Source organism: Niabella ginsenosidivorans, from assembly GCF_001654455.1.
Taxonomy (GTDB): domain Bacteria; phylum Bacteroidota; class Bacteroidia; order Chitinophagales; family Chitinophagaceae; genus Niabella; species Niabella ginsenosidivorans.
The window spans coordinates 432,620-448,461 of record NZ_CP015772.1 but is presented as its reverse complement, the minus strand read 5'-3'; the positions used below and the strand labels follow the sequence as shown (position 1 = coordinate 448,461).

Genomic DNA, 15,842 nt, shown 5'->3' with positions numbered 1-15,842 from the left:
TGATCACCTAACAGACCCTGAAACAAAAACAGATCCCGGAACAGGTGCGGGATGACATCTTCAGAGTGACCCGTAAGAATGATTGTCATTGCCTCATCCGAACTTTCGGATGATTTTGTTTTTACAAATGGAAAACTTGACACGGCACTAGCGCCATAGAGGTTTATCCTCTTAAAGGCAAGTTAGATACCCTAAAATGATAAAACCGGATGCCTGCCGTTGAAGCACGTATCCATTATACTCTTTTTCCGGGTAAGTCACAGTATCAACCTTTTTCAGGACGAGTCAATCTGTAATCAGGAATTTTGTAATCAATATCTTTGATTACAGATTTTTTGATTACATATTTGTAATCATCATCTGCCGGCCTGCAGATCTGAATACCAGAAATCCTTCCCGGCCTGCCCTCTTTACTACTTTCCTGAAATTAGCCGGTGTTAACCCGAAAAGGCCTTTTATGATACCGGTCCCGGTAACAACCTGCGTCAGAGCCTGAAGCATACCCACAGCTAAAACCGGGGTTTTATACCCATTATCTCATCTCTCACGCCTCATCGCTCAGATTCTTCAACTGTTTTTCTAAAATTTCCCGGATGGTCTTCTTTAATGATACGGGTTCCAGCAGGGTTGCATAATCCCCGAACGTTATAAACCAACGGGCAAAATCGCTTTCAGGATAACGGCTCATAAAGGTCATTTCGATGCCCTTATCCGTTACCTTTTGTTCCACAAATCCCTGATGGCTTTTTTGCCGGTCGAGGTATTTTGCAATTGCTGGCGTTACAAGGATGCGTACTTTAGTTCTGGGAGCATCCTGCTGCCGATCCAGGAAATGTTCCAGCCCAGGGTGCTCTTTTGCAAAGGGTATCTCCAGTTTTTTTATCCCCTGTATGCGGTCGGTACGAAAGCGGCGGTAATCTTTTCTGAGGTGGCAATAGGCCATCATATACCAGAACTCATTTTCATGGAATACGCCTACCGGTTCTATTGTCCGTAATGCTGCCTGGTCTGATTCCAGCTTTTTATAATTAATTTCAATCTGCACTTTTTGTGCAAGGCTATCAAATAATACGGACAGCGCATCAGGTACTTTGTCATTAAAAATGGGCTGCCCTCCACGCACCATTACCTGAGGCTCAATGCTGCTGATCCAGTCCTTTTCTGTCATACGCAGCACTGCTTTCATCTTTGCTATGGCCGCAGCAAAATGATCCCCCAAACGTTTATCAATAAAACGCTCCATCAGTTTTTCTGCCGCAACAAAACTGGACGCTTCTTCGCGTGTAAACATCACCGGCGGCAAACGGTAGCCTTCCACCAGCTCATATCCGACTCCGGCCTCGCCGGAAATCGGCACACCGGCGGTCTGCAGGCTGCGGATATCGCGGTATATGGTGCGCAGGCTTACTTCAAACCGGTTGGCCAGGTCCTGTGCTTTTACTATACGCCGGGATTGCAGCTGTATCAGAATAGCAATGATCCTGTCGAATTTATTGATCGGTTCAGCAGCCATCTGCCTGGAATATTAAAAGTTTAGTATTTTCGGGCTGAAAATAAGAAAAATACCTATGCGCCGGATGCTGACTATAAAAAACATACTACAGCCCACTTTTGCCCTTATTAGCTGTACTCTTTTAATGCTGAGCGCCGTTGTAACAGGCAGTGCCCAAAAATTTGACAAGAGCCTGATGAAGCAGCTGAAAGCCACCTATGAGTTTGTGGGCTGCATCAGCAACGGGGTTGCCGTAGTACGGAATAAAGCCGGGAAAGAAGGGCTGGTGGATTCAACCGGCCATCTTGTAGCAGCTCCTAAGTACGATTATATATACGACCGCTTTGATGAAGATAAAGCACAGGCAGGCATTACCAAAAACGGTAAACTAAAAAGAGGCTTTATAAACAACAGGGGCAGGATCGTAATCCCGTTTGAGTATGATGATGCAGCTACATCTTTTGAAGCAGGCAGGTGCATGGTGGCAAAAAATAATAAATGGGGCCTTATAGATACTTTGAATAACGTAATCCTTCCACTGCAATACAGCGAGATGATCAGTTTGAACGATGGAAAATTTGCCGTAAAAACAACGGCGGGATACCGGATCTATACCAGCAGGGGCCGGCTGTTGACTCCTACCCTGTTTATTGACCTGGAGCGGTTTTATAATGGCTACACATGGGTACAGCTGAAGAACGGGGGAGTAACGCTGATTAACAGAAACGGGCAGCAACTGTTTGACCCCATCACCGGTTACCGGCTTAATGAGGTAGCCCCTTATTTTTATACTGCCACCAATACTACAATGGGGAAGACAGGGTTGATCGACACGCTCGGGCATTTTGTTATGCCTGCCATTTACAATGCTATCCAATACCGGAACGATGTGCTGGTGGTTGAAAAAAACAAAAAACAGGGGGCTTATACCTTAGCGGGTAAAGAGCTGCTATCTGTTGCATACAACTATATTTTCCCGCTCAGCAGGGATCTTTACATTGTTCAGCAAAACGGACTGAGCGGTGTAATGAACAGCAACAGGGAAACGATCATTCCCCTGCAATACAGCAATGTATTCCCGCTAAAAGATACGCTTTTAGTAACCGTTAATAAGGACACTTCGGTTTATGTTTATAATTTCAGAGGTGAAAAATTATGGCCGGAGGCTTACAGGATCGGCAATGTGGCCACTAATGCCGTTTTTGCCTGCAATGCGGATGGCAGCTATATCTTAGACCTCTCCCACCCTGCAAACAGGCTCCTGCTTGACAAAAACTGTACCATCAAAACCAACCCCGTCTATTTTGGTATTCCCACAACCCCGGGGCTGCAGATCATTTCAAAAGAGAACCGATACGGGCTGATCGATTCCACGGGCAGAATACTTATAGCGCCTCAATATGAACAGATGTATAAGATCGGCTTCAACCCCGGCTATTATGCCGTACAGAAAAATAAAAAATGGGGGATCGTCAATTTCAGGAACAGGATCATCCATGCTATTGTTTATGAACAGTTTATTGAAAGTAAAGAATACCTGAAGATGCGCCGGAAGGGGCAGAAGGATGAATTATTCAGTTTTTACATTGAAGAAGACGAGGAATAAGCTGCCATCCTTATTCTTTTTTAAAACCGGGCTACGCCGATCAGGCTTGCCAGCACAAGCAACCCAAGCATTGTAAAATAAACACCTGCAGGTAAAGCTTTCTTGCTATAAATACCACACAATATGCTGATGATAACAAAAATAACCAGCTTGGGAACAATTTTATTGTATTGCACAGCAGGATAATGCAGCATAACCATACTTAAACCGGTTATTAATATTGCAATACCCAGAAAAATAGCATATCTGTATAGCCTTCGCTCTTTTTTCGGGTATACTGCCATCAATGTAGCGGCAAAGATCAGGAACGACAGAAAATGCAGGATCAGAACGGTATTAAAGAGCCACATGATCTTTCTTTTTTGATGTATTTATTAAATAATAGGAACCCAGGCCCAAACCAAGGAGCACTGCAATAACGTGCGGGAACAATTTTGCAGCTTCAAAATCCGGATGGCTAATCACAACTCCAAAATCAGCAGCAGGTATCATAATACTGACCAACAGAATCAGACCAAGCGCTTTGTATTGCCTTGTAAAAAGCAACAGCAGCAGGATCACCCCGCAAAAAAGATCCCGTATGCCTTTAATGTATTGGAAAGAATAGTCGCCCCCGGTATGGGTATGGATACCAAAAGCGGTTTCAGCAACCAGTGGCATTACGAAAAAACGGATACCGATAAAGATTAATGTCAGACCCGTGATCAGGGATAGCGTAAAAGCGGTTTTTTGTGGAATTTTTTGCATTGTGGACTATTTTTTATTGTTACCACAAACTTCCGCTATTGCAAACACCTGGTGATGCACCCAGGTTAATTAATGAGCAGCGATCCTTTTTCTTATACGGCTGAGCGACTGAGGTTTTACCCCTACATAAGAAGATATATAATATTGAGGAATGCGCTGCTGCAGGTCCGGGTATAACTGCACAAAGTTGTGATACCGGTCCTCTGCGGAATCGGTATAAAGGGAAGTGATCTGCCCGAGCGCTTCTACAAAAAGGTGCTCGCTTATCAAACGGCCAAAACGTTCGCCTTGTCTTACATTCTTATAAAACAACTGCAGGTTATCATAGGATACCGTAAGCAAAACTCCTTCTTCCATGTGCCGGATATTCTTACCGGAAGGCTGTTTACTTAAAAAGCTTTCATAGTTGCAAACAAAATCACCTTCTTTTCCAAACCCATAAATCTTTTCCTCCCCGTCTTTATTAATGTAATACCGTACCATACCTTTTATGATAAAGCCCACCTCCCTGCAAACCGTTCCTTCTTTTAAAAAGAAATCGTTTTTTTGCACCTGCTTTTCTTTAAAAATAGTCATAAGGTATACTTTTTCAATATCATCCAGTTTTATAAACCGGCTGAACGTTGCAATCAACAAGTCATACATAGCGGTACTTTTACCTGCAAAATACAATAAACTTTAACGATAGGCAGGCCGGAATCTGCGGCGGTTGTCAACGCCTGTTCCGGGTATTATTTTCTTCCCTATTTTAACGCCTGTTTTCCTATGAAAAAACATTTTTTTGAATTAACTTGTTGCTTTATTATTAAGATAACCGTTATGAGTAGTTCAAAAGCAAAAGCCCAAAAAGAAATTGAGGTTAATGGAAAGCAGTACCATTACAGCTCCTTAAAAGACCTGCCACAGGGTTCTGTGGAGCATCTCCCCTTCAGTATCCGCATTCTGCTGGAAAATGTATTACGGAACTATGATGGGTTCAGTATTACTGATGAGCATGTACAAACGCTGGCAGAATGGTCACCAACACCTGTTGATAAGGATATTCCGTTTAAGCCGGCACGTATCCTTATGCAGGATTTTACGGGGGTTCCGGCGGTGGTGGACATGGCCTCTTTGCGGGCAGAATTTGTGCGGCACGGCAAGGACGGACAGAAAATTAACCCGGCCATACCGGTAGACCTGGTGATTGACCATTCCGTACAGGTGGATTATTTTGGCACGGATTATTCCTATGATAAAAATGTAGGACTGGAATTTGACCGTAACAAGGAACGCTATGAGCTGTTGAAATGGGCACAAAAAGGGTTGAATAATTTTACGGTAGTTCCCCCGGGTATGGGCATTTGCCATCAGGTAAACCTGGAATACCTGGCAAAGGGCGTTATTGAGCGGGACGGCTGGTTATTTCCTGATTCCCTGGTAGGTACCGATTCACATACTCCTATGGTAAATGGTATTGGCGTTATTGGCTGGGGAGTGGGCGGTATTGAGGCAGAAGCAGCCATGCTGGGGCAGCCGATCTTTTTTACCTGCCCTGAAGTGATCGGCTTAAAATTAACAGGAAAGATCCCTGACCAGTGCACCGCCACGGATATGGTGCTTTCCATTACCAAAATATTGCGCGATAAGGGCGTGGTGGGCAAATTCGTGGAAGTGTTCGGAGACGGGCTGGATAACCTTACCGTAACCGATCGTGCCACTATATCCAATATGTCGCCGGAGTTTGGCTGTACCGTCACCTACTTTCCCATAGATAACCGCACACTGGAATACATGCATTCCACCAACCGTTCCGCGGAGCAGATAAAGATTGTAGAAGCCTACTGTAAAGAAAATCTGCTATGGCGCACGGGCAATGAAAAGATCAGTTATTCTTCCGTTGTAGAGTTTGATCTTTCTTCCCTGGAACCCACTGTTTCCGGACCAAAACGTCCGCAGGATAAAATACTGGTAAAGGAGCTGGGAGCAAAATTCGCTGCCCTTTTAACCAATGAACACAACCGCCAATATTACCCGGTGCCGGAACGGAAAGAATCAGCCTGGCTAACAGAAGGAGGTTCCGGTACGGAATTCATCTTTGGCAAAGTGCCGGTTGAAAATACAGCACCTCATGAAGTTATTACAGAATCCATTCAATCCGTCCGCATCAAACACAGGAATAACGAATATGTGTTAAGCGATGGCAGTATTGTTATTGCCGCCATTACCAGTTGTACCAATACGTCCAACCCCGCCGTAATGATCGGCGCAGGGCTGCTGGCACGCAACGCCGTGGAAAAAGGGCTGCGCACCAAATCATGGGTAAAAACCTCTTTAGCCCCGGGCTCTAAAGTGGTGACCCAGTACCTGGAACGTTCCGGTCTGAATGCAGACCTGGATGCGCTGCGCTTTCATACCGTAGGCTATGGGTGCACCTCCTGCATCGGCAACTCCGGGCCGCTGCCCCCGCAAATAGCAGAAGCCGTTGAAAAGGGAGAGCTGGTAGTAGCATCCGTACTTTCCGGCAACCGGAATTTTGAGGCAAGGGTACATCCGCAGGTGAAGATGAATTTTTTAATGTCGCCCATGCTGGTAGTAGCTTATGCGCTGGTAGGGCGGGTGGATGTGAACCTGCTGGAAGACCCGCTGGATTATGACCCGAACGGCGATCCTGTGTACCTGAAAGACATATGGCCCAGCCGGGAAGATATTGTGCATACCATTAATGAATGCGTGAAGCAGGATGATTTCCAGCAGGTATATGACGTGATCTTTGACGGCTCTACCGACTGGCAACACCTGGAAGTGAGCCTTGATCAGAATTACCAGTGGGACAAAAATTCAACCTATATTAAAGAATCTCCTTTCTTTGAAGACCTGAAGGAAACCCCGGATCCCGTAACAGACATAAAAGACGCCCGTGTGTTATTATATTTAGGCGATTCTGTTACTACCGATCACATTTCCCCGGCAGGTTCCTTCAAAGAAGAAAGCGCTGCAGGACAATACCTGCTGGCGCATGGCGTTACCAAGGCCGACTTTAACTCCTATGGCTCCCGCAGGGGTAACCATGAGGTAATGATGCGCGGCACTTTTGCCAATGTGCGCATTAAAAACAAGATAGCAGACCGCGAAGGGGGCTTCAGCCGTTACTTTCCAACCGGTGACATAAAAACCGTTTATGAAACTGCAATGACTTACCAGGAAGATAAAACGCCACTAATCGTTCTGGCTGGTAAGGAATACGGCTCCGGCTCTTCGCGCGACTGGGCGGCTAAAGGAACATTCCTGCTGGGCATTAAAGCGGTCATTGCCGAAAGTTTTGAACGCATTCACCGCAGCAACCTGGTAGGCATGGGCGTAGCGCCGCTGGTTTTTGTGGAGGGGCAAAATGCGGCCTCACTTGGATTGGATGGAACAGAAACCTATACGATTACCGGCCTTGCTAACAATCTTACGCCTCATAAATTACTGGATGTAAAAGCAGTGCATCCCGGCGGAAAAGTAATTGATTTCAAGGTAAAAGCCCGGCTGGACTCTGCCATTGAAATTGAATATTACAAGAACAGCGGCATCCTGCAATATGTGTTACGGGAGTATCTGAGGAATAATTAAACGACCAGACCTGTGAGGTGACCCAAAATAATGTCAGCCTGAGCCTGACGAAGGCTGCCCCCTTGATTGTCTATATTTCGTCAGGCTCCCCCGAAGTTTCGGGGTGACAGTCAAGGGGGCTTTTTAGTCAACCCCAAAATAACAGTAATAAAAGCGGAGAGCTATAGGCTCGGGCCATAAGTTGATAGCAATAGTGCGGACAAAAACCACGGGAGCGCCCCGGGTTGGCCGGTAAGCAGGTCTGCACTGACTGGAAGATGAACGAGAGAAAAGTTTATAAAAATGATTTTGATACAGGATCATTATCAAACATTAATGACCCTTAATGGCTCAATGGTTTTATCTTTCACGGAAAACCCTACTCCCGGCTGATCTTATACACAAAGTTTAAACGATCCGGTTCTCCCTGATAAGTTACCCATTCTTCTTTTATTTTTACAGCGTTCAGTTTTTCAATTGCTTTTTGCGAGCGATAATTTTCAGCACCGATATGGAAGTAAACCGTATTAACAAATTGAAAAATATAATCCAGCATTAAATGCTTTACCTGCGTATTAAAACCGGTACCCCAGCATTTAACAGCATAAAAAGTATAGCCGATAAAAATACTGTTCTCCTCCGCACTGTAATTATAAAAACGGCTGCTGCCCGCCAGCTCCCCGCTAAGCTTATCAAAAATCAAAAAAGCGCCGCCGCTTTCTATGGCTCCTTCAAAAAAGGCCCTGAACACCTCCGGTTCATAACGGTTTTTATTGGGATGCATTTCCCATACCTTCGGATCTGAAGCTACGGCATACAAACGCTCAAAATCGGTTTCTTTCAACGGAACTAATTTTACCACTTCATTTTCAAGAACCGGCTGAATGGAAAAAGGCACGCTATTGGTCTGATCAGTCATTGTGCATTTTTATTTGCGAAGATCGATATGGGTAAAAAAGCCGGGCTTTCAGAACCCGGCTTTCAATGTACAGGAATTATTTTACAGCGTTTCCTTCAGCCAGCCAAAGAATTCGCGTTGCCAGACCATAGCGTTCTGCGGCTTTAACACCCAATGGTTCTCATCGGGGAAATAAAGGAATTTGCTCTTTATTCCTCTTAGCTGTGCTGCCTGAAAAGCGCCCTGTCCCTGCTCAATGGGCACCCGGTAATCCTTGCCGCCCTGCACAATCATAATGGGCGTGTTCCATTGTGCAACAAAGTTGGAGGGAGATGCCGCATAAGATGCCTGTGCCGCTTTGTTTTCCTTTTCCCAGTAATAGCCCCCTTTTTCCCAGTTCTCAAACCACAATTCATCCGTTGTACCGGTCATGCTTACAAAATCAAAAACCCCGTCGTGCGCAATAAAGGTCTTAAACCGGCCTTCATGCTTTGCAGCCAAAGCAAAAATAGAATAGCCTCCAAAGCTTGCGCCAACGGCGCCCCTGCGGTTTTTGTCTACATAGGGCTCTTTGGAAATATCATCGATCGCATCCAGGTAATCCTGCAATACCTGCCCGCCCCAATGTTTGCTTACTTCAGCATTCCATGCGGTTCCAAACCCCGGCATCCCGCGTCTTGAAGGAACAACAACTATGTATCCCTGCGAAGCCATCAGCTGAAAATTCCAACGGTAAGAAAAAAATTGTGTGGTGGCGGATTGCGGGCCACCCTGGCAGTACAGCAAAGTGGGGTATTTTTTATTGGGATCAAAACCCGGCGGGTACACTATCCATTCCATCATCTTTTTATGATCCGACGTGGTAATCCACCGGCGTTCGGTTCTTACAGGGGCAATTGTTTGATACGCTTCATCATTTACATGGGTCAGCTGGGTGAAGGCTCCGGTTTTAATATTGAGCCGGTACAGTTCTGCTGCACGGGAAATGGCTTCTTTTGAAACGATCAATTCATCGCCCACCTGTGCTGCAATAGCAGTGATATCAAAGTCCCCTTTGGAGATCTGCCGGATGCGGGGCAGCATGCGCGTAAGACCAATGTCATTCACGGAAAAAACCTGTTCCGTGCCATCAACCGGCGCAATAAAGTACAGGGTCTTTCCATCGCTCCCCCAGATAAAAGAAGATACATGGATCTGGTCATTGTGCCCGGTAAGATTTACGGTGGTTCCGTTGGTCAGCACCACCAGGTCGTTTTTATCTGCTTCATAACCCGGCGTTTTCATTTGCAGCCAGGCCATTTTGCCCTCTTTATTAAATGCCGGTGCTATATCATAACCCTTGTTGTTTTCTGTGAGGTTCTTTGTCTGGCCGGTAGCAATGTCATATTCGTAAATATCGGTATTGGTGCTGATGGCATAGTCCGTACCAAATTTCTTTTTGGTTACGTAAACAATTTTCTTACTGTCGGGTGTCCAGATAAAGTCTTCATCTCCCCCAAAAGGCTGCTGCGGGCAGAAATAAGGTCCACCCGGCATAATGTCTTTTTTATCTCCTGCTTTTCCATCAGCATAAGGTGCAAAAAACACATGACTGAAACGACCATCAAACCATTTATCCCAGTGGCGGTAGTTCAGCGATGTATACACCTGCGCCGACGTCTGATCCAGCTCCGGGTAAATATCCTTGCCCATTACTTTTTTTAACAGCACTTCTTCACTGCTCAGTATGTATTTCCCATCCGGCGAAATACGGCTATTTTCCACTATTTCATCTGTGTTGGCTATGGCTGTTGCCTGTCCGCCCGCAAGGGGAATAGCATATTGTTTGGTCTCCATTTTATTTTCTGCAAGGTTGGGAGTAGCTACCTTGTAAACCAGGTTCTTTTTGTCTTTTGAAATTCCAACAGTGCTAACCCTTCCCAGTTTCAAAAGCGTTTCCGGGCTTAGGTTTTGCTGTGCAGTAGCTTTGAGCATAGAAAATACAAATACGGTGATGAAAAATGGTTTCATTACTGAAAATTTCTCTTGTAAATTTATTATTGTTTTTGGCCAAGAGGAACCTTTGATGAAATTTTTCATGCCCTTTTATGTAATTTCGGCATGAAAAATTTCATGTCGGTTTGTGCAAATGTAGTTAAAATGCATGCTGCCGGGAAGGAGAAATTTTGGCGGGAGGCGGGGGGCGTGGTCAGCAATCAATGAACGTTGAATATTGAAAATTGATTGTTGCATATTAATAATCAATTTTCAATACGCAATAGTCAATGTTCAGCTAAAGTGTTCACTTTTTTCAGGACATGGAAGGGAATTATGGTCGATAGTTCATAGTTGATTCAGACTGTCCGGCTGATTACTCTCTTAGTCCATAGTTAATAGTTCGTTTTGATGCCGGATACCTGAAGTCTAAATATTAATATCTAATATCTGAAATCAATACTGATAACTCTCCTGCCTGAACACCTGACTTCCGACTTCTAACTTCTGACTTCCCCCATCCCCCCTCTCAAAAATAACTTACAAAACCAAAATGTATTTTTGACTGCCGCAGGTTCAGCTCCGTATCATTTCGTTTGCCTACTGCCCAGGCAAGATTAAAGATGCCTACTTTTGTTTCAAAAGCAATACCGATGCCAAGGCCGATGTAGGTATAGTTCTGGTTAACACCCCGGCTGCCATCCCGCCCCCAGCCCCCATCTGCAAACACATTCAGGTTAGAGTTCTCCCCGATCAGGTAACGGTATTCCAGCGTACCGATAGCATATTGAGACAGGTACTGGCTGGCTTCATCAAAACCACGCAATAACCGGTAACCGCCAATCTGGAACAGCTCATTCCGGAAAAGATTTCCTCCGCCCAGATAACCCGCCTGGATAGCGGTTTTTAATGTGCTGACCCCTTTTTTTGATAAAGGAAAATAGTTAGCAGCACCCAGGGTGGTACGCACCTGGTAAGAGCTCAGTTTTACGGTATCATAAAGGCTTGCAAAATCAAAGCCGGGATCATCAGGGTCTTCCAGATCCAGTACCTGGTTGTTTCGTTTTATTTTTTTGATACCGGCAGTACCTGTAAAGTGAATATCCAGTCCGGATACAGGATTAAAAATATAATTGGTGGTATTCACAAGGTATTCCACACCAACATTGGAAATCCGCACATCTGCTTCGGCAGGTAATTGCCGGGTTTGAAGAATCACATCTTTATCTATGCTGTTGACAATAGTGGAAAACTGGCTGAAGAACAATTTGGCGCTTTGCTTTGTATTGAACGCATATTGTGCGCCTATATGATAGTCGAAATTTAAATAGCTGGAATCCCGCTTTAACATATTGAGCCCAAAATCAAGCCCGAAAAGCGACCGGAACAGATAAGGCTGCTGAAACGCCACATTTAATTGCTGAGAAGATGCGGCCAGCTTTTGCCAGAGAAGGCCAATGGTTTCACCACCACCCAAAGCATTTTTAAGATTGAGCAATCCCTCACCGGTAATGGCCAATTTATTGGACTGACCGTTGCCGGTGTTGGCATTGGGTAAAAATCCAATGATAAAATTGACCTGGTTGCTTTTTCGCTGCTCCAAAAAAAGTTCTACAACGCCGCCGGTACTGCCCCAGTAAAATTGGGGATCGTGCGTTTCTTCAATATAGTTGAGCTTCTTTAATTCAGCGCTGATGCGCTGCAGCTTTTCTTTATTGTATAACGAGCCGTTTTTGAGATCAAGGAAATTCTGCAGATAGTCGTTGCTGAGCTTAGCATTCCCGGTTATTTTAATGCTGTCGATCCGGTAAAGCGGGCCAGGCTGTACCTGTAGCCGCCCGGAAACTTTATCGCCGTCAATATTAAGATTATCTACAAATATTTTTGCAAAGGGATATCCGTGATTCTCAAAATAATCGAGAAGCTGTAGTTGCAGCCTCCCCAATGCCTGGTAATCAAGAGGGCGATTCATGAACACCTCCGGGCTATAGCCTGCCTGGGCCAGCCATTTACGGCTTTCAGCTGATGTGGTGAGCGACTCCCATTTATAAATTCCACCGGTAAACAGTTTCAGGTAAGCCGCAGCCGTATCAAAACGGACCGTATCGATGGATGCGGTAACATATCCGCGTGTTTGCAATGCAGGCAACAGCTGGCTTACATATTGCTGGCAATCCGCCTGGTTAATAAAGTCTGTTTTTAACTGCAGCTCATTCCGGATAAAACCTGTATCGCGGTCTGCCGGCTCTATGTGCAGCACATACCGGTTTTGGGAAGAGGCGCACAGGCTCATCCATAAAAAAGCAAAAAGCATTAAAAGGTATTGTACCTTTGCCATCCTGAGTTTTCCATTTGTAAAAACAAAACCATCCGAAAGTTCGGATGAGGCAATGACAATTATTCTTACGGCTCACCCTGAAGATGTCATCCCGGACCTGTTCCGGGATCTGTTTTTGTTTCAGGGTCCAAATTAGCGATAAATAGATGCCGAAACAATTCCGAACTATCGGAACGGCATGACAAAAAGAAAGATTGATTTCCAAAACAATAACACATCTGTCATTGGCAACTGCAAAATAAACGCTATTTGAAGAAAACAGTTGTGATTTGCTTTCAATTTTCGAATTAACTTTGGTCTTTGACAACAGCATTTCCAGCCCAAACATCATGGCAGTTGGGTCTAAAAGGCAGATATTTTTGATTATAGCGTATTCTCATTATTTAAACAGCACCATTGGCGGGTATTTATATTCATATTCCTTTTTGCAGGCAGGCCTGTAATTATTGCAATTTTCATTTTACCACCTCTCTGCACTATAAGAAGCAACTGGTGGATGCCATTGAAAGGGAAATGCAGTTGGCAGGTGCAGGTGGCTTTATTAAGCAGCAGCCCGTTGCAACCCTTTATTTTGGTGGGGGTACACCCAGTTTGCTGGAAACGGATGCAATAGCCCATTTACTGGAACAGGCAAACCGGTATTACCCGGTTGCTGATGACGCAGAAATAACATTAGAGGCCAACCCGGACGATTTATCTGCAGCGCAGTTAAAAGCATGGAAAAAGGCCGGTATTAATCGATTGAGCATCGGGGTACAGTCTTTTTTTGAGGAAGACCTGCGGTGGATGAACCGGGCACACAACGCAGAACAGGCAAGGCAGGGACTGCTACTTGCCCTGAATGATTTTGAAAACATCACTATTGACCTGATCTATGGTGTTCCGGGTTTAAGCGATGGGCGTTGGCGGCAAAACGTGGAAACCGCACTGGAATTGGGCGTTCCGCATCTTTCCTGTTATGCATTAACGATAGAACCAAAGACGCCGCTGGATAAAATGATCCGAAAGCATGAAAAAAATGATATTGATGCCGGCAGGCAATCAGAGCAATTCTTATTGCTGATGAACTGGCTGAAAGACGCGGGATTCGAGCATTATGAGATCTCCAATTTTGCAAAACCGGGTTTCCGCAGCCGCCACAACAGCGCCTATTGGAAAGGAGTGCCCTATTGGGGCTTTGGCCCTTCAGCCCATTCCTTTAACGGCATGGCGCGCAGGTGGAACGTGGCCAGCAATCAAAAATACATCCATGCCATTAATGAGGGAAATATTCCCTTTGAAGAGGAAATACTGACCCCTGTACAAAGGTTCAATGAATACATCATGATTGCCCTGAGAACAGCAGAGGGCATCGATACGGCCCTGTTGCCGGAGATGGGAAAAAAATATGTACTGGAACAGGCAGTAAAACATACCCGGCGTGGTCATTTGCAGCAGCACGGCAGCGTTATCTGGTTAACCAATGAAGGCAAATTGTATGCAGACGGAATTGCAGCAGATCTGTTCCTGGATGCATAGTACTAAGTACGCTCTTTGCAGGATTATTGCGCTTTCTGTTTTATTTCCCCTGCTACAAAATCTTCAATTTCTTCAAAAAGTGTCCGGGTTCGGGGGAGCTCCCGGGCCTGCTCTTCAAACCGGTCGGTAAGCGTTTTTGCCAGCTGGTACAGGTCTTCCGTAGCGCTCCGGTTCAGCATCTCAGCAAAATTTTTTGTTTGCCGGGTTTCTTCCAGATCTCTTAAATAACAAAGCGCTTCCACTACTTCAAAATGGGTCTTGTGCCAGGAATCAAACCCGTTTGGAAATGCAGGTATATCCATCGTTATAAAATTATCGGTTCAACAATCGTTTGTCTGCACAATATAATCATAAAAACCCGGACAAAGCAGAGGAATTACAAATCTTCACAGTCAATGAGAATCAGTGCCATCACCGGTTTGGCCCGGTTGAAACGTCCGGCTGTATATGCGTGTTACCGGCTATATCAGAAATCCTTCAATTTTTTCAAATCCTTTTGCAGGGGGCAACTGCTCCCACAGGATCTGGTAGATCGTATCTGCAATGGGCATATCCGCCTTCAGGGACTTATTGGTATTATAAATGCATTTAGCGGCATTATACCCCTCCGCTACCATGCGCAGCTCCAGTTGGGCGGCCTGTACGCTGTATCCTTTTCCGATCATGTTTCCAAAAGTGCGGTTCCGGCTGTGCAGGGAATAGCAGGTTACCAAAAGATCGCCCAGATAAACGGAGGCGGAATAATTGGCGTATTTTTTACCGGGATGGTCAAGATCGTCATGCTCCCCTACTACAATATGCTCAGCTCCGAATTTTCTGAGAAAACCGGCCATTTCATCCGCGCTGTTGGCAATATAAACGCTTTGAAAGTTATCACCATAATCAAGGCCATGCGCAATGCCGGCGCCCAGCGCATAGATATTTTTTAAAACCGCAGCATATTGTACTCCCAGTATATCTTCATTAACAACCGTATTGATAAAGGAGGATTTAAAATGCGCCGCGATCCTGGATGCAAATGCTTCGTCAACACCGGAAAAAGTAAGATAAGAAAGCTTTTCAGCAGCTACCTCTTCAGCATGACAGGGGCCTAATACTGCAAAATAATTGGTTAGCGGCACATCAAAATTGCGCTCCAGGTGCTCATTCAGCAAAACATTTTCCACCGGTAAAATACCCTTAATTGCGGAAAGGATTTTTTTGTTGCCGAAAGCGTCCGGGGCCAGCACCTGCAGGGTGGCGGCTACATAGGCAGATGGCATTGCCAGGATCACTACATCCGATCTGTCAACAAGCGCAGCCAGATCAGTAGTCAGGTGAAGCAACCGGGTATTGAGCACCGCAGCCGTAAGATTCTTGGGGTTGTGGTGCCGCTGTTTGATAAAGGCAACAGACGCTTCATTACGCAAACACCAGTTTACCTTGTGACCGTTATCCGTTAATATTTTTACCAACGCTGTTGCCCAGCTGCCGCTGCCGGCTACTCCAAATTTTATTGCCAATTCGTAAAAGTTTGAAGATCAAAGTTACTGAATGCGCCAGAAACCCGTTATGGCTGGCCTTTTATACAGGAGGATATATAAAAATGTCATTCCGAGCACCCGTCAACCGAATTATTGAAAACTACTCCAAAATGCGAAAATGTGTCCAGGGGGGCATTACTGGTGTTATTTTAAATAAAAACTTCGTTCTTGTT

At 45.2% G+C, this 15,842-nt stretch carries 12 protein-coding genes; 3 read left to right on the top strand and 9 right to left on the bottom strand.

What is annotated here, in order from left to right; genetic code table 11:
• Positions 1–544 precede the first annotated feature (544 nt).
• On the bottom strand, positions 545–1,513 hold the full coding sequence (locus tag A8C56_RS01960; RefSeq protein WP_067751321.1) for a helix-turn-helix transcriptional regulator: 969 nt from the start codon (positions 1,511–1,513) through the stop codon (positions 545–547).
• 64 nt (positions 1,514–1,577) lie between these two features.
• Here A8C56_RS01960 and A8C56_RS01955 point away from each other — a divergent pair, with 64 nt between their 5' ends.
• A complete protein-coding gene (locus A8C56_RS01955; protein WP_169818735.1) occupies positions 1,578–3,098 on the top strand; it encodes a WG repeat-containing protein in 1,521 nt (506 codons plus the stop codon).
• A gap of 20 nt (positions 3,099–3,118) precedes the next feature.
• Here the strand turns inward: A8C56_RS01955 and A8C56_RS01950 are convergent, their stop codons facing one another.
• From A8C56_RS01950 to A8C56_RS01940, 3 genes are all read right to left on the bottom strand, one after another.
• Positions 3,119–3,448 (bottom strand): hypothetical protein, encoded by a 330-nt coding sequence (locus A8C56_RS01950; protein WP_067751316.1) that lies wholly within the window; start codon positions 3,446–3,448, stop codon positions 3,119–3,121.
• Positions 3,435–3,845 (bottom strand): DUF4267 domain-containing protein, encoded by a 411-nt coding sequence (locus A8C56_RS01945; RefSeq protein ID WP_067751311.1) that lies wholly within the window; start codon positions 3,843–3,845, stop codon positions 3,435–3,437. Before A8C56_RS01945 ends, A8C56_RS01950 begins: the two co-directional genes overlap by 14 nt.
• A 69-nt stretch (positions 3,846–3,914) precedes the next feature.
• Positions 3,915–4,490, bottom strand: coding sequence for a Crp/Fnr family transcriptional regulator (locus A8C56_RS01940; RefSeq protein WP_067761491.1), 576 nt, complete (start codon positions 4,488–4,490; stop codon positions 3,915–3,917).
• Positions 4,491–4,664: 174 nt separating this feature from the next.
• Here A8C56_RS01940 and acnA point away from each other — a divergent pair, with 174 nt between their 5' ends.
• Positions 4,665–7,439: an aconitate hydratase AcnA gene (gene acnA / locus A8C56_RS01935; protein ID WP_067761489.1), complete on the top strand. Its 2,775-nt coding sequence runs from the start codon at positions 4,665–4,667 to the stop codon at positions 7,437–7,439.
• A gap of 358 nt (positions 7,440–7,797) precedes the next feature.
• Here the strand turns inward: acnA and A8C56_RS01930 are convergent, their stop codons facing one another.
• The 3 genes from A8C56_RS01930 to A8C56_RS01920 form a co-directional block, all read right to left on the bottom strand.
• Positions 7,798–8,337 (bottom strand): GNAT family N-acetyltransferase, encoded by a 540-nt coding sequence (locus A8C56_RS01930; RefSeq protein WP_084489938.1) that lies wholly within the window; start codon positions 8,335–8,337, stop codon positions 7,798–7,800.
• An 81-nt stretch (positions 8,338–8,418) separates the two neighbouring features.
• Complete coding sequence (locus tag A8C56_RS01925; protein WP_067761484.1) at positions 8,419–10,326, bottom strand: S9 family peptidase; 1,908 nt, start codon at positions 10,324–10,326, stop codon at positions 8,419–8,421.
• 493 nt (positions 10,327–10,819) lie between these two features.
• Positions 10,820–12,628, bottom strand: coding sequence for a POTRA domain-containing protein (locus A8C56_RS01920; RefSeq protein ID WP_084489936.1), 1,809 nt, complete (start codon positions 12,626–12,628; stop codon positions 10,820–10,822).
• A 396-nt stretch (positions 12,629–13,024) separates the two neighbouring features.
• Between A8C56_RS01920 and hemW the strand changes: the two genes are divergently transcribed.
• Positions 13,025–14,146, top strand: coding sequence for a radical SAM family heme chaperone HemW (gene hemW / locus A8C56_RS01915; protein WP_067751305.1), 1,122 nt, complete (start codon positions 13,025–13,027; stop codon positions 14,144–14,146).
• 23 nt (positions 14,147–14,169) lie between these two features.
• Here hemW and A8C56_RS01910 read toward each other — a convergent pair whose 3' ends face one another.
• Positions 14,170–14,448: a hypothetical protein gene (locus tag A8C56_RS01910; protein ID WP_067751302.1), complete on the bottom strand. Its 279-nt coding sequence runs from the start codon at positions 14,446–14,448 to the stop codon at positions 14,170–14,172.
• A 159-nt stretch (positions 14,449–14,607) separates the two neighbouring features.
• Positions 14,608–15,648: an NAD(P)H-dependent glycerol-3-phosphate dehydrogenase gene (locus tag A8C56_RS01905; protein WP_084489934.1), complete on the bottom strand. Its 1,041-nt coding sequence runs from the start codon at positions 15,646–15,648 to the stop codon at positions 14,608–14,610.
• Positions 15,649–15,842: the final 194 nt, after the last annotated feature.